A 20,640-nucleotide genomic window follows, 5' to 3' on the forward strand; every position below is an offset into this window, starting at 1 on the left:
GTCGATCCACCGGGCCCCGGTACCGGTGCCCGGGTCAGGCTAGTCCAGGGTCAGCAGGCCCTGTTCGGACACCACGCGCACGGACAACGTCTTGTACCCGACCTCCTCGAAGAGGACCGTCATCTTGTCGTCCTCGTACGAGAGCACCATGCCCTGCCCCCACTCCGGGTGCCGCACCTGGCTGTGCACCGGGAACGGCCCGACCGCGCCCTGGTCGGCCACGCTGGTGCCGTTGTGGCAGTTGTCGCAGTGACCGCAGACCTCCGTCATCTGCTCGCCGAAGTAGGCCAGCAGGGTCTGCCCCCGGCAGGACCGGGTCTCGGCGAAGGCCCGCATCATGTCGGTGCGGGACCGGGTCACGGTCTGCTGGCGCCCCGCCTCGGCCAGCGCCGCCGCGGCGGCGTCGGTCGGGTTCGGGGAGTAGCGGGGAGCGCCGATGCGCTGCCGGGCGCGCGGCTCGGCCGCGCCGACCTGCTCCAGCAGGGAGAGATACTGGCCCAGCTTGCGCGGTCCCAGGCCGGTGGTCTCGCGCAGTTCGGTCTTGGTGGCCGCCTTCTTGCGCAGCAGCGCGGCCAGGTCGCGCAGCTCGTTCTCGTCGGGCAGGCCGCCACTGAAGAACCGTTGCAGGCCCACGTCCTCGGCCCGCCAGAGCAGCAGCACCCGGGACGGTTGCCCGTCACGCCCGGCCCGGCCGATCTCCTGGAAGTAGCTGTCCGGTGAGTCGGGCAGCGCCATGTGCACCACCCAGGCGATGTTCGGCTTGTCGATGCCCATGCCGAACGCCGAGGTCGCCACCATGATCGGGACCTGGTCGGCGAGGAACGCCTCGTGCAGCTCGGCGCGGGCGCCGACCGCCATCCCACCGTGGTAGAACTGCGCCGGGAAGCCGGCGTCGGTCAACCGGGTGGCCAACTCCTCCGCGGCGCGGCGGGTCGGCACGTAGATGATCCCGGGCCGCCCCTCGTCGCGCAGCAGGGTCATCAGACGCCGCCACCGGTAGTCCTCGTCCGGGCAGTGCGCCACCTCGAGGAACAGGTTGGGTCGGTCCAGCCCGGAGACGACCACGTCCGGGTCGCGCAGCCGCAGCCGGGCGATGATGTCGTCGCGCACCGGTGGGGAGGCGGTGGCGGTCAGCGCGACCACCGGCGGCCGGCCGATGCCCTCGATGAGGTGCCCGAGCGCCAGGTAGTCGGGGCGGAAGTCGTGCCCCCAGGCGGAGATGCAGTGCGCCTCGTCGATCGCCACCAGGGCCGGCTTCAGGCTGGCCACCTCGGCCATCCGCTCGGGGTTGCTGAGCTGCTCCGGGGTGATGAAGAGGAACTCGGCCCGACCCTCGCGGACCTCGGTGATCGCCTCGGCCTGCTGGGTGGGCGTCTCGTTCGAGCTGATCCGCACCGCCCGCAGCTCCGGGCGTTGCCGCTCGTTGAGCGAGGCGATCTGGTCCTGCTGAAGGGCCAACAGCGGGGAGATCACCACGGTGGGGCCGGGGATCAGGCTGGCCGGGATCTGGTAGATCGCCGACTTGCCGGCGCCGGTGGGCAACACCACAAGCGCGTCGCGTCGCTTCATGACCGCGCGCATGGCGGCCAGTTGGTTGGGCCGCAGCGCCTTCCAGCCGAACAGGCTGCGGGCGGCGCGGCGCAACGTCATCGAGTGCGTGGACAGTTTCATCGAGGGCCGGAGGTACCCGAGCCCAGGACAACCGAAACGCATTCGGAAGATCATGGGCTCGGGTGCCCGGAGTTCAGCGCAACCGGGGCAGGACGTCGCGCTGGTAGAGGTCGAACAGACCCTGGTGGTGCGGGCCGGTGTTGGCCACGTAGACCTCGTCGAAGCCGGCCTTGGCGTACTTGTCGATCATCTCCAGGTGCGCGTCGGCGCTGTTGCCGCAGACGAAGGTCTCCTTCAGCATCTCCGGCTCGACCAGCTCGGAGGCATGCTCGAAGTGCCGTGGCGAGGGGAGCACCTGGGACAGCTCGCCCGGCACCCCGGCGTTGGGCCAGCGCTCGTACGCGATGCGCAGCCCCTCGGCCTCGCTGTCCGCGTACGCCGCCTTGAACCCGGCCTGACACGGCTTGTCGCCGCCGCCGTTCTCGCGGAAGCGTCGGACCATCTCGCCGTCGGGCATGGTGCTCACGTATCCGTCGCCGATGCGGGCGGCCAGGTCGATGGCCTTCGGTCCGAAGCCGGAGACGTAGATCGGCGGGGGAGTGTCGGGCAGCGTGTAGATCCGGGCGTGTTCCACGGTGTAGTGCATGCCGTGGTGGTTGACGAAGCCGCCCTTCCACAGCTCGCGCAGCACCTCGACGGCCTCCTCGAGCATCTCCAGCCGGACGTCCGCTGCGGCCAGGCGTCGCCGAAGATGTGCTCGTTGAGCGCCTCGCCGGTGCCGACGCCGAGCACGAACCGTCCACCGTGCAGCACCGCGCTTGTCGCGGCCGCCTGCGCGATCACCGCCGGGTGGATCCGCACGGTCGGGCAGGTCACCGCCGTGGTCACCGGCAGCGAACAGACCTGGCTGAGCGCGCCGATCATCGACCAGACGAACGGGCTCTGACCCTGGGCGTCTACCCAGGGGTGGTAGTGATCCGAGATCCACAGCGCCTCGAAGCCGGCCTCTTCGGCACCGCGTGCCTGCTCCAGCAACTCGGCAGGCGTGAGCTCCTCACTGGACAGGAAGTATCCGATCTTCATGGCTGACCCCTTCGGCGCGTGGACCTGCTGACGGGGGAGAGCCGTACCCCGGTCAGCGTCGACCGAACATCGCCCGGATCGCGGCGAGCAGCAGCAGGGCGCCGACCACCAGGCCGAGCAGGCGTACGCCGGGGATGTCGGCCGGGCTCGTCGCGTCGGCAAGCAGCGCGGGTTCCATGCCCGAACTCTCCCCGGCGGGCGGGCCCTGAGGCAACTGTAAGGTTTATTGACTATTGAATCGCCCGGTGTGACCATGGCATGACCGCCTGCCGGTGGCGGTGCGCCGAGGGCGCGCGAGAGATGGGGTACGGGGGCCGCATGAGCGAGCGCAACCAGCGGATCGACGGGGGCGCACCGTCGCCGGTGATCGACGAGGGGGCGCAGTGACCGCCACCTCCGGGCACCTCCCGGCGCTCGCCGCCGCCGTGCTGCAACCCGGCTTCGTCGGCACCACGCCACCGCCGTGGGTGTGTCGCTGGCTCGGCGAGGGTCTCGGCTCGGTGGTGCTCTTCGCCCGCAACGTCGTCGACACCGAGCAGGTGGCCGCGCTCACCTCGACGCTGCGCGCGGAACGGCCGGACGTCATCGTGGCGATCGACGAGGAGGCCGGCGACGTCACCCGGCTGGAGTCCGTGCACGGCAGCTCCCGGCCCGGCAACTTCGCCCTCGGCGCGGTCGACGACCCGGCGCTGACCGAAGCCGTCGCCCGGGACCTCGGCGCCGAACTGGCCGCGGCCGGTGTCACCCTCAACTACGCCCCGGACGCCGACGTCAACTCCAACCCGGCGAACCCGGTGATCGGCGTCCGCTCCTTCGGCGCCGACCCGGCGCTCGTCGCGCGGCACACCGCCGCCTGGGTCCGTGGGCTCCAGGCCGGTGGCGTCGCGGCCTGCGCCAAACACTTCCCCGGGCACGGCGACACCCGGGTCGACTCACACCACGACCTGCCCCGGATCACCGCCGACCGGGACCGGCTGGACGCCTGCGAACTGGCCCCGTTCCGCGCCGCGGTGGCAGCCGGGGTGCAGGCGGTGATGACCGGTCACCTACTGGTGCCGGCGCTCGACCCGCACCTGCCGGCGACGCTGAGTCAGCGCATCCTCGGTGGGGTGCTCCGCGACGAGCTGGGCTTCTCCGGCGTGGTGGTGACCGACGCGGTGGAGATGCGCGCGGTCGCCGACAGGTACGGCTTCGCCGGCGCGACGGTCCGGGCCCTCGCCGCCGGGGCCGACGCGATCTGCATCGGTGGCGAACGCGCCGACGAGCAGGCCGCCCGTGAGCTGCGCGACGCCATCGTGGCCGCCGTGGTCTCCGGCGAGCTGCCCGAGGAGCGTCTCGCCGAGGCCGCCAAGCGCGTCGGTCAACTCGCCGCCTGGACGGTGGCCGCCCGCAGCGACGGCTCCGCCGCGGCGCGCGCCACCACCGACGTCGGGCTGGTCGCCGCCCGCCGGGCCGTCCGGGTCACCGCGAGCCGGGGCACCACGGCCACGCTGCCCCTGACCCGGGCGGCACACGTCGTCGAGTTCGAGCCGCTGCGCAACATCGCCATCGGCGCCGAGACCCCCTGGGGCGTCGGTGGGCCACTCGGCGAGCTGCTGCCCGGCACCAGCACGGTCCGCTACGCCGAACCCGACGTGCCGGCCGATCCGGGCGCCGGCGCGGGCACCCGCCCCCTGGTCCTCGTCGTCCGCGACCTGCACCGACATGACTGGATGGCCGCCGCCGTGCACCGCGCGCTCGCCGTCCGGCCGGACGCGGTGGTGGTCGAGCTGGGTGTGCCCGAGGTGGTCACCGGGGCGGTGCACCTGGCCACCCACGGCGCAACCCGGGCCAGCGGGCAGGCCGCCGCCGAGGTGCTCACCGGCGCCCGCTGACCCCCCGCCTACGCGAGGTCGACGACCAGGTCGGCGTACTCCGGGTGTTTGTCGATGAACGCGGCCATGAAGGGGCACTGCGGCACCAGCTTCGTGCCACGGGCGCGAAGCTGGTCCAGGGTGCCGCGGATCAGCGTGCCGCCCACCCCCTTGCCCTGGAAGCCCCGGTCCACCTCGGTGTGGGTGAAGACCAGGACCTCTCCGCGCGGCAGGTACGCGGTGAAGCCGGCCAGCGCGTCGTCGACAAGGATCTCGAAGCGGTGCTTCGCCGGGTTGTCCTCGACCAGGGTGCTCATCCGGCCATTGTCCCCGCGGCGTCGGCCAGCGCGTCGAGTTCGGCGAGCAACAGGTCCACCTCGTCGGCGGTGTTGTAGTGGTAGATGCTGGCCCGCACCGCGCCGCCGCTGTCGCGCAGACCCATCAGCTGGAAGTACTCGTAGGCGTAGTAGTCGCCGACGGAGAGGCAGAACCCGGCGGCGCCCAACGCCTCCTGGGTGGCCGCCGGCCACATGCCGGCGACCCGGAACGAGACCGTCGGGCAGCGCCGGGCAGGCGTTCCGTAGACGGTGACGGCCGGCCGCTGCTCCAGCCCGGCGAGCAGCCGGTCCAGCAGCGCCTCCTCGTGGGCCTGGGCGGCGGCCAGCCCGGCCCGCACCCGCGCCCGCCGGTCCCCGACCGCGTCCGGGTCCAGCCCGGCCAGGTGGTCCACCGCGGCGGCCACGCCGGCCAGCAGCGGGAAGCTCGGCGTGCCGTACTCGAACCGGTCCGGCACCGCGTCGGAGGACGGCACCAGCTTCGCCGGGCGCAGCGCCGCCCACCGGGCCGGGTCCGCCACCATCGCCGCCAGGTGCGGCCCGGACCACTTGTAGGCGCTGGTGACCAGCATGTCGGCGCCGAGCGACGTCAGGTCGGTCGGCCCGTGCGGAACCGAGTGCACCCCGTCGACACAGACCAACGCGCCGACCGCGTGCGCGGTCTTGGCGATCGCCGACACGTCCGGCATGGTGCCGATGGCGTTGCTGCCGGCGGTCACCGCGACCAACCGGGTCCGGTCACCGACGAGGTCCGCGTACTGCCCGGCGGGCAGCTCACCGGTGTGCCTGTCGACCTCGGCCCAACGGACCGTCGCGCCGGCCGCCTCGGCGGCCTGCACCCACGGCCGTACGTTCGCGTCGTGGTCGAGCCGGGAGACCACCACCTCGTCACCCGGGCGCCAGGTCGCGCCGAGCGTACGGGCCAGGATGTACGTCAGCGCGGTCGCGCTCGGGCCGAGCACCACCCCGGCCGGGTCGGCGCCGAGCAGGTCGGCCACCGCCGAACGGGCCTCGGCCACCAGCTCCAGCGACCGGCGGCCCGGTACGAAGGCGGCGCTGCGGTTGCCGACCGCCGACCGCATGGCGTCGGTGACCGCGTCGATCACACCGGCCGCGGTCTGGGTGCCCCCGGCACCGTCGAAGTGGACGAAGCCCTCGGTCAGGGCGGGGTACGCGGCCCGGGTGCGGACGATGTCGAACGGCATGTCCCGGACCCTAGCCGGGGCGCTCCCCGTGCTCGCTGTCGCCTGGCGTCGCGAGCGTCTCGTACCCTTGGCGAGGTGACGAACCGACCCGCCACCATGCCCATTCCCGCCGTCCGCCGCGCCGCCGGTCTCTTCGCCGGTCTGGCGCTCGGCCTCGCCGTGCTTGCCGGGTGCAGCTCCCAGGGCGCCTCCACCGACTGCGGGCTGGACGCCTGCACTGTCACCTTCGAGCGAGGTGTCGACGCGAGCACCACCATCCTGGGCGTCGAGGCCAAGCTGGTCGGCGCCGAGGGCGACCAGGTGACCGTCGAGGTCGCCGGCGAGCAGCTCACCCTGACCACCGGCCAGCAGGCCGCCGAGGCCGGGGGCTTCGCGGTCACCCTGGACAGCGTGACCGACCAGCAGGTCAAGATTCGCGTTTCGCGCAACCCGGGCAGCTGATCCGACCGGGGGGCGGTGGCCGACGTTTGGGAATCTTCCGAATCGGAGATTGTGACGCCATGTCACTCACCCGTAGCGCCGAAGCCACCGCCTCCCGAACGGCGGACAGCCGGTGGCTGGAACTCCTCGCCCGGGCCGGCTTCATCGGCTACGGCATCGTCCACCTCCTCTTCGCCTGGTTGGCGTTGCAGATCGCGTTCGGCACGTCGTCCGACGACGGCGACCAGTCCGGCGCGCTGCGTACCCTCTCCGAACAGCCCCTGGGCAAGTTCCTGGTCATCGCCGTCGGCATCGGCCTGCTCGCGATGGCGATCTGGCAGGCGCTGGAGGCCGCGGTCGGGCACCGTGCCGAGCGCGGCAAGGAGCGGGTCATGGAACGGGTCGCCTCGGCCGGCCGGACCATCGTCTACCTCTACTTCGCCTGGACGGCCTTCAAGGTCTTCAGCGACGCCTCGTCGAACAGCGCCGACCAGCAGGAGGCGCTGACCGGCAAGCTGATGACCTCCAGCGGCGGTCGTTGGCTGGTCGGCCTGGCCGGTCTGGTGCTCGCCGCGATCGGTGTCGGCCTGGTGATCTACGGGGTCCTCAAGAAGTTCGAGAAGCACCTGAAGACCGGCGAGATGAGCCCGAAGACCCGCCAGCTCGCCCGTCGCCTCGGCGTCGCCGGTTACACCGCCAAGGGCGTCGCGTACGGCATCTCCGGTCTGCTGATCATCGTGGCGGCGGTCAACTACGACCCGGAGAAGGCCCGTGGTCTGGACGCCGCGCTGCACACCCTGCGCGAGCAGTCGTACGGCACGTTCCTGCTGACCCTGGTCGCCCTGGGCATCGCCGCCTTCGGCATCTACTGCTTCCTCCAGTCCCGGTACCGCAAGGTCTGAGCTGGTCGATTCTGCGGATGACGGGCACTCTTGGGCTTTTGCCCGGAGTGCCCGTCGTCTGATCGAAGGGAAGCACCGAAGCCGTGCAGAACTATCTCGAAACGGCCGTTGCCGCGCTCGTCGCGGCGGCGGTCGCCCTGTTCCTGGTCGAAGTCGTGCACCGGACGACCCGCCGATTCGGCCGCCGGTCACTGCTGCTGACCGAGTTGACCGAGCACGCGCACCGCCCGTTCCAGGTCGCCGGGACGGTTCTGGCCGTGCAGTTCGCCGTCCGCTTCAGCACCGGGTACGCGGTCGGCGAGGGTTGGCGACGACTGCTGCTGCACCTGCTCATCCTCGGCGTCATCGCCACGGTGGCCTGGTTGGTCGCCTCGCTGCTGATCGTGGTGGAGGACACGGCGCTGGCCCGGTTCCGGGTCGACGTACCGGACAACCGGCACGCCCGACGCGTACGCACCCAGGTGGTGATGCTGCGCCGACTGACCATCGCGGTGATCGTCATCCTGGCCGTCGGCGTGATGCTGATGACGTTCCCCAGCGTGCGGGGCATCGGCGCCGGTGTGCTGACCTCCGCCGGTGTGGTCGGTGTGGTGGCCGCGCTCGCCGCGCAGAGCCTGCTCGGCAACGTCTTCGCCGGCCTCCAGCTCGCCTTCAGCGATGCCGTCCGGCTCGACGACGTGGTCGTCGTGGAGGGGGAGTGGGGTCGCATCGAGGAGCTGACCCTCAGCTACGTGGTGGTGCAGATCTGGGACGACCGCCGGTTGATCCTGCCCACCTCGTACTTCACCAGCAAGCCGTTCCAGAACTGGACGCGGACCGAGGCGGCGGTGCTCGGCACCGCCGAGTTCGACGTGGACTGGGCGGTGCCGGTGCAGACCATGCGGGAGGAGCTGCGCCGCCTCTGCGAGGGCACCGAGCTGTGGGACGGGCGGGTCTGCGTCCTGCAGGTCACCGACGCCACCGGCGGGATGATCAAGGTGCGCGCGCTTGTCAGCGCCGCCGACGCGGGCAGCCTGTGGGACCTGCGCTGCCTCGTCCGGGAACACCTCGTCGCCTGGATCCGGGACAACCGCCCGACGGCGATGCCCCGGGTTCGTACCGAGCTGGGCGACTCCACCAGCAACCTCTCCTGGCAGTGGGTGCAGCCCAGGCGACCGGCCCGCCGCCCGTCCGACACCGAGGCGCCCGACGACGCCCGTGTCTTCGGCGGCAGCGACGACGGCGACGCCCGCAGCGAAGCCTTCGTAGGCCCCGAAGAAACCCGCAGCTGAGAACCCACCCCACCCCCCGGCCCCGTCGACCATGAAGTTGTTGCCGCCACCTCGGCGTGTCCTGGCGACAACTTCATGATCAACGGAGCTGCCAAAGCGGCCGGCCCGCCGACCTGCGGTGATCAAGAGGTTTGCGTCACCGAGACCGCAGTTTTTGACACAAACCTCTTGATCACCTCAAGCGAGGGGGAGGGAGAGGGAGAGGGGGAGAGGGAGGGAGTTGGGGGTGTGGGAGGTTTGGTTGCGGTTGGGTGGGGGATGTGCTGTCGGACGTCTCTGGCGTGATCGCGGCGGCTGGCCGCGTATCGGCGGCGCGGCGTCCGGACAACCGGACGGTCAGCCGCTTGCCGCGCTTTAGGATTGACGAGCGGCGACTCCGGGCATACAGCGCGGTGATGAAGGAAAGGAGGACAGCATGGCTGACGTGGCGAAAGCCCGCACATCCCAGAATGGGAGCGAGCCCTCCACCGCCGAGTTGGTGCAGCGGGCCACCGAACAGATCTCCCGCCTCGTACGGGACGAACTGACGCTGGCCCGAGCGGAGTTGACCCAGAAGGGCAAGCACGCGGGAATCGGGATCGGCCTGTTCGGCGGTGGCGGCGCGCTCGCGTTCTTCGGCCTGGGCGCGCTGGTCGCCACGGCGATCCTGCTGCTCGACCTGGTTTTGCCCGCCTGGGCCGCGGCGCTGATCGTGGCGGTGGCCTGCTTCCTGGTGGCCGGCATCCTCGCCCTGGTGGGCAAGAAGCAGGTCAGTCGTGCGGTCCCGCCGGTGCCGGCGGCCACGGTCCGCAGCCTCCGGGCCGACATGGACACTGTCACCGCCGCGGTGAAGGACAGGGGGCGGCAATGACCGGCAACGGGACGGGCGACACGGAGGCGCTCCGCGAGGAGATCCGTCGTACCCGGGTCGAGTTGGGCGAGACGATGGAGGCGTTGGCCGCCAAGGCCGACGTCAAGGCCCGTCTCAAGGAGTCCGCCGACCAGGCCAGGGAGCGGTTGCGGGAGCAGGCGGCGCAGACCGTCGCCCGGGTTCGCGGGCAGGCCGCGCGGGGTGCCGGGATGGCGCGGGCGCAGGCGTACGAGAAGGGCGAGTTGGTACGCGCACAGGCGTACGACAAGGGCGAGTTGGTGCGCCGCAACCCGGTGCCGTGGGCGGTCGTCGCGGCCGGAGCGGTGGCCACCGTGGTGGTGCTGATGATCGTGCGGGGGAGGCGTAGGTGAGCAAGAGTATCGGCAGGGTCGCGTACCGGCCGGTCGGCGTGTTGTTGGGAATCGCCGCAGGCACGGTGGCCGGGGCGATCTTCCGGCAGGTCTGGAAGGTCACCGCGGGCGACGGTGAGGCGCCGAACGCGACCGACGAGGACCGCGGCTGGGGCGAGATCCTGGCCGCCGCGGCGTTGCAGGGCGCGATCTTCGCGGTCGTCCGGGCCGCCGTGGACCGGGGCGGCGCGGTCGGCGTACGCCGGATGACCGGCAGTTGGCCGGACTGACCAGCAGCGACTTCAGCCCCCTACCCGCATCGATGGGAAGGGGGCTTTCGCATGGCATTGGACGCCGCCCAGCGGGCCTGAGGCATCCGTCAGGTCACATGTCGGAGAAATTCGTCGGGAAGGTCGTGACAGACTTTTTACCTCCGTGATTTGCTGGTCCCCGCTGTTGCGAGATGGCGTGGGTTGAGAGAAGTCTCCTTCGTGGGGCCGCCTCAGGCACCGCTGCTCAAAAACGGCCAATCGGCCGGACGGCGTGCACGGCCGCCAGTTTTTAGAGGGAGATACACATGGCTCAGGGAACCGTGAAGTGGTTCAACGCTGACAAGGGCTTCGGCTTCATCACCGTCGATGGTGGGGGTGCTGACGTGTTCGTCCACTTCTCGGCCATCCAGACCAGCGGCTACCGTTCGCTGGAGGAGAACCAGCGGGTGGAGTTCGAGATTGCTCAGGGTCAGAAGGGCCCGCAGGCCGAGCAGGTCCGTCCCATCTGAGTGAGACTGGCCGGCCCTCGCCGGCCAGTGGGACGACCCGGCCAAGGGTCGCTGTGCAGCCCCGCATCCCGCTCGGGATGCGGGGCTTCGCGTAGGTGTTCCCTAGTGGAGCAACCGTTCAGCGTCGCCGCGAGCGGAGGCCGAACCAGAGCACCACGAGCCCGGCCAGCGCCACGAGCGGGCCGAGCACCGCCCAGATCTTCTGGTCGGTCATCACGCTGCCGCTGACGTAGCCGAGGCCCTGGACCGTCCACACCGCCCCGATCACCACGGCCAGCAGGCCGAGGGTGAGCGCAAGCCAGCCCCTCATCGCGTCCCCTCTCCGCCGCCCGGGGCGGCGCGCCGACGTCCAGCATCGCGTGCCGGGCGGTGCGGCGCGAGCACCCCGGGCACGCGGGTCACCACCGGTCGTGCACCTGCGGGCGGATCAGCTCGTCGTAGGTCTCGCGTACGGCTGCCAACTGCTCGTCGGTGAGCGGGGACTGGGCCGCCACCGCGGCGTTGCGTTCGGCCTGCTCCGCGTCGCGGGCACCGGGGATGACCACGGTGACGCCCGGCTGGTCCAGCACCCAGCGCAGGGCGAACTGCGCCATCGTGCGGTCCGTGCCGACGAGCGGAGCCAGCCGGCGTACGGCGGCCAGGCCCCGGTCGTAGTCGACTCCGGAGAACGTCTCTCCAACGTCGAAGGCCGCGCCGTGCCGGTTGTAGTTGCGGTGGTCGTCGGCGGGGAACTCGGTGTGCTCGTCGTAGCGGCCGGAGAGCAGACCGCTGGCGAGCGGCACTCGGGCGATGACGCCGACGCCGGCTGCCGCCGCGGCCGGCAGCACCTGCTCCAGGGGCTTGTGGCGGACCGCGTTGAGAATGATCTGCACGCTCGCCACGCCCGGCCGGGCGATCGCGGTGAGGGCCTGGTCGCAGGTCTCGACACTGACCCCGTACCCGGCGATGGCCTTCTCGGCGACGAGGGTGTCCAGGCCGTCGAAGACCTCGTCGGAGGAGAAGACCTCGGTGGGCGGGCAGTGCAACTGGACCAGATCCAGGGTGTCCATGCCCAGGTTGGCCCGGGAGCGGTCGGTCCACTGCCGGAAGTTGGCCAGGGTGTACGACTCCGGCACCTGCTCGACGCGGCGGCCCATCTTGGTGGCGACGGTCAGCCCGGCGTCGGGTCGGGTCCGCAGGAAACGGCCGATGAGCTGCTCGCTGCGGCCGTCGCCGTACACGTCGGCGGTGTCGAGGAAGGTGACCCCGGCGTCCACGGCGGCGGCGAGCACCGCCATCGCGTCGTCCTCGCTGACGGTGCCCCAGTCGGCGCCGAGTTGCCACGCGCCCAGGCCGACCGCGCCAACGGTCCGGCCGAGCCGGTTGAAGCTGCGCTGTTCCATGCCCCGAGCCTAGTGATCGGGTTGCCACCCTGCCACGCGAGCCGTACCGTCAGCAGTACGGACGTACGGTTAAGGGGGCGGTCATGTGGGACCCGGCGACCTACCTGCGCTTCGGCGACGAACGCTCCCGGCCGTTCCACGACCTCGTCGCGCGGATTCCCGCCGACCGACCCCGCAGGGTGGTCGACCTCGGCTGCGGCCCCGGCCAGCTCACCGCCGTCCTGGCCGAGCGATGGCCGACGAGCCGGGTGCTCGGCCTGGACTCCTCAGCCGACATGATCGAGCAAGCCCTGGCCCTCGGGGCACCCGTCGACTTCACGGTCGCCGACCTGCGCGACTGGCGTCCGGCCGGCGACGAGGACGTGGTGGTCAGCAACGCGACACTGCAGTGGGTCCCCGGCCACCAGGAGCTGCTGCGTCGCTGGGCCGCCGAGCTGCCCAACGGCGCCTGGCTCGCCCTGCAGGTCCCCGGCAACTTCGCCGCCGACTCGCACCGCGCCCTGCGGGAGGTCGCCGACCGGCCGACCTGGCGGGCTGACGTCGCCCCGCTGCTGCGCGCGGACCCGGTCGACGACCCGGCCGACTACGCGGCGCTGCTGACCGCCGCCGGCTGCGCGGTGGACGCCTGGGAGACTACCTACGTGCACCTGCTGCCGGCTCGGCCCGCCGTCGAGCACCCGGTGCTGACCTGGATGGAGGGCACCGCGCTGCGCCCGGTCCGGGCCGCGCTCGACGCCGCCGGCTGGTCGGCCTTCCGGGCCGAGCTGGGGGTACGGCTCACCGCGGCGTACCCGGTGCGGCAGGGTCAGGTGTACTTCCCGTTCCGCCGCGTCTTCGTCGTCGCCCGCACCGGCGACCATGCCCAGGAGAACCTGTGACCGACCTGCCCACCTTCATCGCCGGCCTGCCCAAGGTGGAGCTGCACGTGCACCACGTCGGCTCCGCCTCGCCCCGGATCGTCGCCGAGCTGGCCGCCCGCCACCAGGGGCGCACCCCCGTGCCGGCCGACCCGGACGCGCTCGCCACCTACTTCGAGTTCCGCGACTTCGCGCACTTCATCGAGGTGTACCTGAGCGTGGTGGACCTCATCCGCGACCCGGAGGACGTCTGGATCCTCACCCACGAGGTGGCCCGGGAGCTGGCCCGTCAACAGGTCCGGTACGCGGAGCTGACCATCACCCCGTACTCGCACGTCCGACGCGGTATCCCCGCGCCGGCGTTCTGCGAGGCGATCGAGGACGCCCGCAAGCGCGCCCTGGCCGACTTCGGCATCGAGCTGCGCTGGTGCTTCGACATCCCCGGCGAGGCCGGTCTGCCGGCAGCGGAGGAGACGCTGCGCATCGCGCTCGACGAGCGCCCGGACGGGCTGGTCAGTTTCGGTCTGGGCGGCCCGGAGATCGGCGTACCCCGACCGCAGTTCCGGCCCTACTTCGACCAGGCCCGCGCGGCCGGGCTGCGCTCGGTGCCGCACGCGGGGGAGACCACCGGGCCGCAGACCGTGTGGGACGCGCTGCACGAGCTGGGCGCCGAGCGGATCGGGCACGGCATCTCCGCCGCGCAGGACCCGCAGCTGCTCGCGTACCTGGCCGAGCGGCAGATCGCGCTGGAGGTCTGCCCGACCTCGAACGTCCGCACCCGGGCGGTGGCCACCCTCGACGAGCACCCGCTGCCCCGGCTGGTCGAGGCCGGGGTGCTTGTCACCATCAACTCCGACGACCCGCCGATGTTCGGCACCACCCTCAACGACGAGTACGCGGTGGCGGCCCGACTGCTCGGTGTCGGCGCCGAGGGGCTGGCCGGGCTGGCCGGCAACGCGGTCACCGCGTCCTTCCTCGACCGCGCCGGCCAGCAACGGATCCTCGCCGAGATCGACGCGTACCTCGCCACCGCCGGCTGAGCCGGTCGACCCCGGCTGTCCCGGTCGGCGAGCAGGGCGCGCGGCGGGAGCGTGGGTGTGGGGGGACCTGTGACTCCCGCCGCGCGCGCGGCTCCACCGGCCGTGGGCGCGTGGTGCGCTCGGCCGGGGGAACTGGTGGGTTCGTGCTGTGATCGTGTCAGTTCGCAGCCGATCCAACGCGGTCGTTAACCGCGATCTAAGGAAGACTTGCGCCGGCGCACAAACCCGGGGTTCGGCCCGGTCAGTCGTCGGTGGGGCGTTGGCGGGGCCAGCGGCGGCCACTGGCCTTCGTGTCCCGGGCGTCGCGGGCCATCCGACCGACCAGACCGAAGCGGCTGACCTGCCGGGGCGTCGCCTCCGGGTCGGCGAGCAGCATCACCACGCTGGCTCCGCCCAGTCGGGCGCGGTCGATGCTCACCGAACCGTTGGCCTGCAACGCGACCCGCTTGGCGATGTCCAGACCGAGCCCGGTCGAGCCCTGGTCACTGGCGCCCCGGCGCAGTGCCCGGTCCGGGTTGGCGATGCCCGGGCCGGCGTCGTCGATCCGGATCGCGACATAACCGTCGCGCCGGGACACGGCCACCTCGAACGCGGTGCCCTGCGGGGTGTAGCGGAAGACGTTGCCGATCACCGCGTCCAGTGCGGCGGCCAGCTCGGCCCGCGGCACCGGCGCCGGGATGCGCAGCTGCGCCCCGTTGACCCGGTGTGGCCGATTCTGGTCGCCGGCCAACGCCGCCCAGAACACCATCCGGTCCCGGACCACCTCGCTGACGTCGCACATCGCCGGCCCGGCCTCGTGCGCGACCGCCTTACGGGTGGTCTTGATCAGTACGTCGATCTCACCCTCCAGGGTGACGATCGCCTGCCGGATCCGCCGGATCCCGCGCAGCCGGTCCAACTCCGCCGGGCTGAACGAACCCACGCTCGTGTCGTCGGACTCCAACGCCTCGGCGTCCAACCGCAGCACCGTCAACGGGGTACGCAGCCGGTGCGACAGGTCGGCCACCAACTCCCGCTCGTCGGTGCGGGCGGCGTCCAGCCGGTCGGCCATCCGGTTGAAGGCGTACCCGGCCTCGGCCACCTCGCGGGGACCTGTCGGCTCGACGCGCACGCCGAGGTCGCCGTCGCCCACGGAGAGCGCGGCCTTGACCAGACCCCGGGTCGCGTCCACCGCGCGGGCGGCGACCCGGTCGACCACCAACACCGCCGCGCCGGCCATCGCCGCACCGACCGCGAACAGCAGCAGCCAGGTGCCGCCGGCGCCCTCGCCAAGCGTGGACTCCGGAAGGAACACCTCGACCACCGCGGTCCGGTCACCGAGGACGACCGGATCGAGCCGGGCGACACCCCCGTCGACGTCGACGAGCAACGACTGGCGCTCGGCGCGGGCCCGGTCCAGGTCGCTGCCGCTGGCCCGACCGGCCGACTCGTCCAGCCCCAACCCGTGCACCACGGGGCGGGTGGGGGCACCCTCGGCACTTGCCACCACGGCGCGCTCGACGACCGCCGGATCGGTGCTCACCGCCAGCGCGCCGGTCACCAGCGCGCTGCGCCGGGCCGCGTCGGCGATCGCCTCGTTGCGGCTCTGCTCGCGCAGGCTGAGCCCGAGCGGGATCAGGAACGCGAGCGCCACGAGACTGCACATGCCGGCCGTGAGCAGGGCCAGCGCCGTCCTCAGTCCGGTGCTACCAGCCGGAATCCCACCCCCCGCACGGTGCGCAGGTAGCGCGGCTTCGCCGCGGACTCGCCCATCTTTCGGCGGAGCCAGTACAGGTGAACGTCGATGGTCTGGTCCTCGCCGACCGATGGCTGCCGCCATACCTCCTCCAAGAGTTCCCGGCGGGACACTACCCGCCCAGGTCGTGCGGCGAGATACGCCAACAGGTCGAATTCCTTGCGGGTCAGCGCCAGCGGCTCCCCGTCGAGGTGGGCGCTGCGTTCGCCCACGTCCACCCGCAGCCCGCCGACGCTGTGCACCGCGGGCTGCACGGACCGACTGGCCCGGCCGGCCCGGCGCAGCACGGTGGTGATCCGCGCATCGAGGTGCGCCCCGGTGAACGGCTTGACCATGTAGTCGTCGGCGCCGGCGCGCAGCAGCTTCACGACCGACTGCTCGTCGTCACGGGCGGTGGCGATGATGATCGGGACGTCGGTGATGCCGCGCAGCATCCGCAGCGCGTCCGAGCCGTCCAGGTCGGGCAGGCCGAGGTCGAGCACCACCAGGTCGGGTGTCTCCGCGGCCACCCGACGCAGCGCGTCCAACGCCGTCCCCACGGCGTGCACGGCATGCCCCCGGTCGGTGAGGGACCGCAGCATCGCGCCGCGTACGACGTGATCGTCTTCGACCAGGAGCACGGAGGCCACGACAAGACCGTACTTGGCCTGGCAAGTTGATCGCGTTGCGACGTGCCTGGCGACCGGGCAGGCTGGCTTGCCGCCCGGAGCCGCTACCTACCTGGCTGCCGCGACTGTGCTGGCCGGGTGGCCTGGAGGTGATCGACTCGGGTTCGTGAAGGTCGGGCTGTCCGGCCGACGGGGATGCCGCGGTTTCTGGAAACCCGAGTGGATCAACGCGATGCTGGAGAGACAGCGCGGCCGGTTATCTCGGCAAGGGTCGCCGCCTCGACACGCCTCGCGTCCGGCGTCGCGGTCTCGTCCGGGTCGCCGGTCACCTCGGCGAGCGCGGTGGCCTCGCCCGGGTCGCGTCGACGCCACCGGCTGACCAGCCAGCCGATCGCCGCGCCGCCGCCCAGCCCGGCCAGCAGGCCGGCGGCCAGCATCCCGTCGGCACTGCCCTCGTCGGTGCCGCCCGCCCGGGCCGGCGGTGCCGCGTCTGCACCGCTGTCCCCAGCGGCGGGTGCGCCGGCCGCCGGGCCGCCGTGGTGGGCGGCCGGACCGGCCGCGCCGGGCGCCGCCGGCAGCAGGGTGAGCGCCGGAGCCCGGTGTGGGCCGGCGGCGTCCGCCCAGGTGACCACCGTGCCGTCGGCGTACGTCTGGACGACCTCGAAGGTGAGCCGCTCGGTCTGCGGCATCGGCCCCATGGAGAGCGCCAACCGGGCCGGCCCCGGCGCGCTCGCACCGACCCGGACCCAGGTCACCGCCGTGGTCACCGTGCTCACCCCGGAGGAGTGGATGCCGGGCAGCGGCTTGTCCAGGGTGCGGGAGCTGAGCCGGGGCGCCCAGCCGTCCACCGACATCGGGTAGACCTCGGCGATCGGCGCGTCGGTCGGCAGCCGGACCTCGATCTGCTTGGTCGTCGTGCCGGCCCGCTCCTCCGGGACGCTGAACTCCAGCCGTACCGCCTCGCCCTGTCGTGCCTCGGTCGGGGTGGTCGTCAGGTCCGCCGCGTACGCCGCACCCGGCCAGAGCAGCAGCCCAGCGGCGGTCACCGCGGTCGCCGCCACGATCCGCCGCCGACGGCCACCGCCGTACGTGCTCGCCATCTCGTGCCCCCATCCGTGTCGACGCGGCCGGCACCGGTTTCCGGCCACACCCTCTAGTTCGGCTGCGGGGCGCGAAAGGTTCAACGTCGGCGGTAAGGAAGGTGCCCTTCCCGGTCGCGGGCGGGGCGACCGATAGCATCGGCAGGAGCCGAGGATCGGCACCGTTTCGTACCACGTGGAGGAGTCACCGTGTCCGCACCCCGTACCCCCGCCGTGGCCGACCCCGTCGTCGTCGCCGCCGGGACGACGGCGGCCGACGCGGTGGCCGCGGCCGGACTGCCCGCGAACGGCCCCAAGGCGATCGTCGTGGTCCGCGACCCGCAGGGTCAGCTGCGTGACCTGGACTGGGCTCCGACCGAGGAGACCGTCGTCGAGCCGGTCAGCCTGGACTCGCCCGACGGGCTCAACGTGCTGCGCCACTCCACCGCGCACGTCCTCGCCCAGGCCGTGCAGGACGTCTTCCCCGAGGCGAAGCTGGGCATCGGCCCGCCCATCGAGAACGGCTTCTACTACGACTTCGACGTCGACAAGCCGTTCCAGCCCGATGACCTCAGCAAGCTCGAGAAGCGCATGCAGGAGATCATCAAGTCCGGGCAGCGGTTCCGTCGCCGCCGCTTCGGCAGCCTGGACGAGGCCCGCTCCGAGCTGGCCGACGAGCCGTTCAAGCTGGAGTTGATCGAGGTCAAGGGCGAGGGCCTGGACACCGACGAGGTGATGGAGGTCGGCGGCGGCGAGCTGACCATCTACGACAACCTCGACGCCAAGGAGGACAAGGTCTGCTGGTCGGACCTGTGCCGGGGCCCGCACCTGCCGACCACCCGACTGATCGGCGCGTTCAAGCTGATGCGCTCCGCCGCCGCATACTGGCGGGGGTCGGAGAAGAACCCCCAACTACAGCGGGTGTACGGCACCGCGTGGCCGACCCGCGACGAGCTCAAGGCGTACCTCAAGTTGTTGGAGGAGGCCGCCCGGCGCGACCACCGCAAGCTCGGCGCGGACCTCGACCTGTTCAGCTTCCCCGACGAGATCGGCTCCGGCCTGGCGGTCTTCCACCCCAAGGGCGGCATCATCCGCCGCGAGATGGAGAACTACTCCCGCCAGCGGCACGAGGAGGCGGGGTACGAGTTCGTCAACAGCCCGCACATCTCCAAGGCGCAGCTTTTCCAGACCTCCGGTCACCTGCCGTACTACGCGGACACCATGTTCCCGCCCATGCAGCTGGAGGGCGCGGACTACTACCTCAAGGCGATGAACTGCCCGATGCACAACCTGATCTTCAGGTCGCGCGGGCGGTCGTACCGGGAGCTGCCGCTGCGGATGTTCGAGTTCGGCACCGTCTACCGGTACGAGAAGTCCGGCGTGGTGCACGGCCTGACCCGGGTCCGGGGCCTGACCCAGGACGACTCGCACATCTACTGCACCCGCGAGCAGATGGCCGGCGAGCTGTCCACGCTGCTCAGCTTCGTGCTCGACCTGCTGCGCGACTACGGCCTCGACGACTTCTACCTGGAGCTGTCGACCCGGGACGACTCGCCCAAGTTCATCGGCGCGGACGAGGACTGGGAGGAGGCCACCGAGGCGCTGCGCACCGCCGCCGCGACCTCCGGCCTGGAGCTGGTGCCCGACCCGGGCGGCGCGGCGTTCTACGGGCCGAAGATCTCCGTGCAGGCCCGCGACGCCATCGGCCGGACCTGGCAGATGTCCACCATCCAGGTCGACTTCAACCAGCCCGAGCGGTTCGCGCTGGAGTACCAGGCCGCCGACGGCAGCCGCCAGCGACCCGTCATGATCCACCGTGCGCTGTTCGGGTCGATCGAGCGGTTCTTCGGGGTGCTCACCGAGCACTACGCCGGCGCGTTCCCGGCCTGGCTGGCCCCGGTGCAGGTGGTGGGCATCCCGATCCGTGAGGACCACACCGACTACCTGCACGGCTTCGTGGCGGCGCTGCGCGCCGAGGGCATCCGCGCCCAGGTGGACGCCGGTGACGACCGGATGCAGAAGAAGATCCGGACGGCCCAGCAGCAGAAGATCCCGTTCATGGTGATCGCCGGTGACGACGACGTGGCCGCCGGCACGGTCTCCTTCCGCTACCGCGACGGTTCGCAGCGCAACGGTGTGCCGGTCGCCGAGGCGGTGACCCACGTGCTCGACGTGGTCAGCTCCCGTACCAACATCGGCCCCTCCGCCGCCGCCGAGTAGCGCAACCGCCCTGCGGGCCTGCCTGCGCGGATCTGCCTGCGCCGGTCTGCCTGCCTGCCGCATGATCGTGCTCGATCCAGGAAGTAGTGGCCTCCAGCACCGGGGAGGCCACTACTTCCATGTTCGAGCGCGATCTTCGCCGCGGTCTGAGCCGGCGGCCGGCGGCCAGCACTGGTGGGGGTGGCGCCGATCGGGGTGGCGCCGGGGGGTCAGATGCCGCAGTTCGGCGCTGACCAGCCCCCGACCGCCGCGACGTGGGTGTGGTCGTTGTGGTCCGGGTAGCCGGGGCCGAGGATCTGCCCGAAGCCGTGGTTGCGGGCCTGCTGGGCCAGCCGGCAGAACGACGGGGAGCCGACCAGGTCCACCCCGTCGCCGTACAGGTGGCGGCTGTTCGACGCTCCGCCGACCGCGCTGTTGCAGGCGTAGCTGCGGAAGCTGCTGCTGATCGCGATGGCCACGTCTCCGAGGGCGTGCCGCATGGCCTGGAGTTTCCACATCGAGACGAGCGCGTTGAACCGGGCGGTGCTCGCCGAGACGGCACCGCCGGACCAGTCGCTGTTGCACTTGTTCAGCTCGGCGTAGCTGAAGTTGGCCGGGGTGCAGTCGTCGTCCTGGAGGGCGTACAGCCGGTTGAACGTCTGCGGGCCGGCGATCCCGTCCGCCGGCAGCCCGTACGCCTGCTGGAAGCGGATCACCGCCGACCGGGTGGCCGGGCCGAACGCGCCGTCGAGGCCGAGCACCGCGCCGTAGCCGGGGTAGCCGGCGACCCGGATCTGGAGTTGCCGGACGTCCTCGCCGGACGCACCCTGGGCCAGGGTGCGTCCCCAGGTGTAGCAGCCGTCCGCCTGGGCCGCGCCGGCGGTGAGGGTGACGCCGGCCACTGTGGTGGCGGCGGTCAGCGCAAGTGCCGCGAGGAACCTGCCGAGCCGTCGGAACATGGAAACCCTCCATCAATGCATGGAAGTGCGTGGATGCATGGAAGTTTCAAGCCTTGGCTTTGATTCGTCAAGAACTTGCAGGGTTGGTTTTCCGGACGGCGGGTGTCGCGGCGCGCCCGC

At 71.9% G+C, this 20,640-nt stretch carries 22 protein-coding genes and 1 pseudogene; 11 read left to right on the top strand and 12 right to left on the bottom strand.

Annotation, left to right across the window (positions count from 1 at the left end):
- Nucleotides 1–39: 39 nt before the first annotated feature.
- The 4 genes and pseudogenes from ACWER9_RS16015 to ACWER9_RS16030 form a co-directional block, all read right to left on the bottom strand.
- Nucleotides 40–1,671: a RecQ family ATP-dependent DNA helicase gene (locus ACWER9_RS16015; RefSeq protein WP_452302545.1), complete on the bottom strand. Its 1,632-nt coding sequence runs from the start codon at nt 1,669–1,671 to the stop codon at nt 40–42.
- A 73-nt stretch (nt 1,672–1,744) separates the two neighbouring features.
- Complete coding sequence (locus ACWER9_RS16020) at nt 1,745–2,323, bottom strand: TIGR03557 family F420-dependent LLM class oxidoreductase (protein WP_452302546.1); 579 nt, start codon at nt 2,321–2,323, stop codon at nt 1,745–1,747.
- A 74-nt stretch (nt 2,324–2,397) separates the two neighbouring features.
- A pseudogene (locus ACWER9_RS16025) lies at nt 2,398–2,694 on the bottom strand (LLM class flavin-dependent oxidoreductase); the annotation flags it as partial.
- Nucleotides 2,695–2,746: 52 nt separating this feature from the next.
- Nucleotides 2,747–2,872, bottom strand: coding sequence for a hypothetical protein (locus ACWER9_RS16030; protein ID WP_357006270.1), 126 nt, complete (start codon nt 2,870–2,872; stop codon nt 2,747–2,749).
- 205 nt (nt 2,873–3,077) lie between these two features.
- Here ACWER9_RS16030 and ACWER9_RS16035 point away from each other — a divergent pair, with 205 nt between their 5' ends.
- Complete coding sequence (locus ACWER9_RS16035) at nt 3,078–4,568, top strand: glycoside hydrolase family 3 protein (RefSeq protein ID WP_452302547.1); 1,491 nt, start codon at nt 3,078–3,080, stop codon at nt 4,566–4,568.
- A gap of 8 nt (nt 4,569–4,576) precedes the next feature.
- Here the strand turns inward: ACWER9_RS16035 and ACWER9_RS16040 are convergent, their stop codons facing one another.
- Nucleotides 4,577–4,864, bottom strand: a complete 288-nt coding sequence (locus ACWER9_RS16040) for a GNAT family N-acetyltransferase (RefSeq protein ID WP_357349474.1) — start codon at nt 4,862–4,864, stop codon at nt 4,577–4,579.
- Nucleotides 4,861–6,087, bottom strand: a complete 1,227-nt coding sequence (locus ACWER9_RS16045) for a cysteine desulfurase-like protein (RefSeq protein ID WP_452302548.1) — start codon at nt 6,085–6,087, stop codon at nt 4,861–4,863. Before ACWER9_RS16045 ends, ACWER9_RS16040 begins: the two co-directional genes overlap by 4 nt.
- 75 nt (nt 6,088–6,162) lie before the next feature.
- On the opposite strand from ACWER9_RS16045, the gene ACWER9_RS16050 reads away from it, so the two are divergent.
- The 7 genes from ACWER9_RS16050 to ACWER9_RS16080 all read left to right on the top strand — a co-directional run bounded on the left by ACWER9_RS16050 (nt 6,163) and on the right by ACWER9_RS16080 (nt 10,661).
- On the top strand, nt 6,163–6,528 hold the full coding sequence (locus tag ACWER9_RS16050) for a hypothetical protein (protein WP_452302549.1): 366 nt from the start codon (nt 6,163–6,165) through the stop codon (nt 6,526–6,528).
- A gap of 59 nt (nt 6,529–6,587) precedes the next feature.
- Nucleotides 6,588–7,409, top strand: coding sequence for a DUF1206 domain-containing protein (locus ACWER9_RS16055; RefSeq protein WP_452302550.1), 822 nt, complete (start codon nt 6,588–6,590; stop codon nt 7,407–7,409).
- An 83-nt stretch (nt 7,410–7,492) separates the two neighbouring features.
- Nucleotides 7,493–8,680 carry a mechanosensitive ion channel family protein gene (locus ACWER9_RS16060; RefSeq protein ID WP_452302551.1) on the top strand — a complete coding sequence of 396 codons (1,188 nt, stop codon included), beginning with the start codon at nt 7,493–7,495 and terminating at the stop codon, nt 8,678–8,680.
- A gap of 415 nt (nt 8,681–9,095) precedes the next feature.
- Nucleotides 9,096–9,530, top strand: coding sequence for a phage holin family protein (locus ACWER9_RS16065; protein WP_030338239.1), 435 nt, complete (start codon nt 9,096–9,098; stop codon nt 9,528–9,530).
- Nucleotides 9,527–9,901, top strand: coding sequence for a DUF3618 domain-containing protein (locus ACWER9_RS16070; RefSeq protein ID WP_452302552.1), 375 nt, complete (start codon nt 9,527–9,529; stop codon nt 9,899–9,901). The genes ACWER9_RS16065 and ACWER9_RS16070 overlap by 4 nt, the downstream gene beginning before the upstream one ends.
- A complete protein-coding gene (locus tag ACWER9_RS16075) occupies nt 9,898–10,170 on the top strand; it encodes a DUF4235 domain-containing protein (protein WP_130400249.1) in 273 nt (90 codons plus the stop codon). Before ACWER9_RS16070 ends, ACWER9_RS16075 begins: the two co-directional genes overlap by 4 nt.
- A 287-nt stretch (nt 10,171–10,457) precedes the next feature.
- Nucleotides 10,458–10,661: a cold-shock protein gene (locus ACWER9_RS16080; RefSeq protein WP_030338233.1), complete on the top strand. Its 204-nt coding sequence runs from the start codon at nt 10,458–10,460 to the stop codon at nt 10,659–10,661.
- 118 nt (nt 10,662–10,779) lie between these two features.
- Here ACWER9_RS16080 and ACWER9_RS16085 read toward each other — a convergent pair whose 3' ends face one another.
- Together ACWER9_RS16085 and ACWER9_RS16090 are read right to left on the bottom strand one after the other, a co-directional pair.
- On the bottom strand, nt 10,780–10,971 hold the full coding sequence (locus ACWER9_RS16085) for a hypothetical protein (protein ID WP_452302553.1): 192 nt from the start codon (nt 10,969–10,971) through the stop codon (nt 10,780–10,782).
- A gap of 88 nt (nt 10,972–11,059) precedes the next feature.
- Nucleotides 11,060–12,043 (bottom strand): aldo/keto reductase, encoded by a 984-nt coding sequence (locus ACWER9_RS16090; protein WP_452302554.1) that lies wholly within the window; start codon nt 12,041–12,043, stop codon nt 11,060–11,062.
- Nucleotides 12,044–12,126: 83 nt separating this feature from the next.
- Here ACWER9_RS16090 and ACWER9_RS16095 point away from each other — a divergent pair, with 83 nt between their 5' ends.
- A complete protein-coding gene (locus ACWER9_RS16095; RefSeq protein WP_452302555.1) occupies nt 12,127–12,921 on the top strand; it encodes a trans-aconitate 2-methyltransferase in 795 nt (264 codons plus the stop codon).
- Complete coding sequence (locus tag ACWER9_RS16100) at nt 12,918–13,940, top strand: adenosine deaminase (RefSeq protein WP_452302556.1); 1,023 nt, start codon at nt 12,918–12,920, stop codon at nt 13,938–13,940. Before ACWER9_RS16095 ends, ACWER9_RS16100 begins: the two co-directional genes overlap by 4 nt.
- Nucleotides 13,941–14,181: 241 nt before the next feature.
- On the opposite strand, the gene ACWER9_RS16105 is transcribed toward ACWER9_RS16100, so the two are convergent.
- From ACWER9_RS16105 to ACWER9_RS16115, 3 genes are all read right to left on the bottom strand, one after another.
- Nucleotides 14,182–15,585, bottom strand: coding sequence for a HAMP domain-containing sensor histidine kinase (locus ACWER9_RS16105; RefSeq protein ID WP_452302557.1), 1,404 nt, complete (start codon nt 15,583–15,585; stop codon nt 14,182–14,184).
- Between the two features lie 29 nt (nt 15,586–15,614).
- Complete coding sequence (locus ACWER9_RS16110) at nt 15,615–16,304, bottom strand: response regulator transcription factor (protein ID WP_452302558.1); 690 nt, start codon at nt 16,302–16,304, stop codon at nt 15,615–15,617.
- Between the two features lie 203 nt (nt 16,305–16,507).
- Nucleotides 16,508–17,383 (bottom strand): DUF1775 domain-containing protein, encoded by an 876-nt coding sequence (locus ACWER9_RS16115; RefSeq protein WP_452302559.1) that lies wholly within the window; start codon nt 17,381–17,383, stop codon nt 16,508–16,510.
- 189 nt (nt 17,384–17,572) lie between these two features.
- Here ACWER9_RS16115 and thrS point away from each other — a divergent pair, with 189 nt between their 5' ends.
- The gene (gene thrS, locus ACWER9_RS16120) at nt 17,573–19,582 is read left to right on the top strand and encodes a threonine--tRNA ligase (RefSeq protein ID WP_452302560.1); all 2,010 of its coding nucleotides are present in this window, start codon (nt 17,573–17,575) and stop codon (nt 19,580–19,582) included.
- Nucleotides 19,583–19,791: 209 nt separating this feature from the next.
- Here thrS and ACWER9_RS16125 read toward each other — a convergent pair whose 3' ends face one another.
- Nucleotides 19,792–20,520, bottom strand: coding sequence for a D-Ala-D-Ala carboxypeptidase family metallohydrolase (locus tag ACWER9_RS16125; protein WP_452302561.1), 729 nt, complete (start codon nt 20,518–20,520; stop codon nt 19,792–19,794).
- Nucleotides 20,521–20,640 lie beyond the last annotated feature (120 nt).

The organism is Micromonospora sp. NPDC003944, assembly GCF_053605225.1.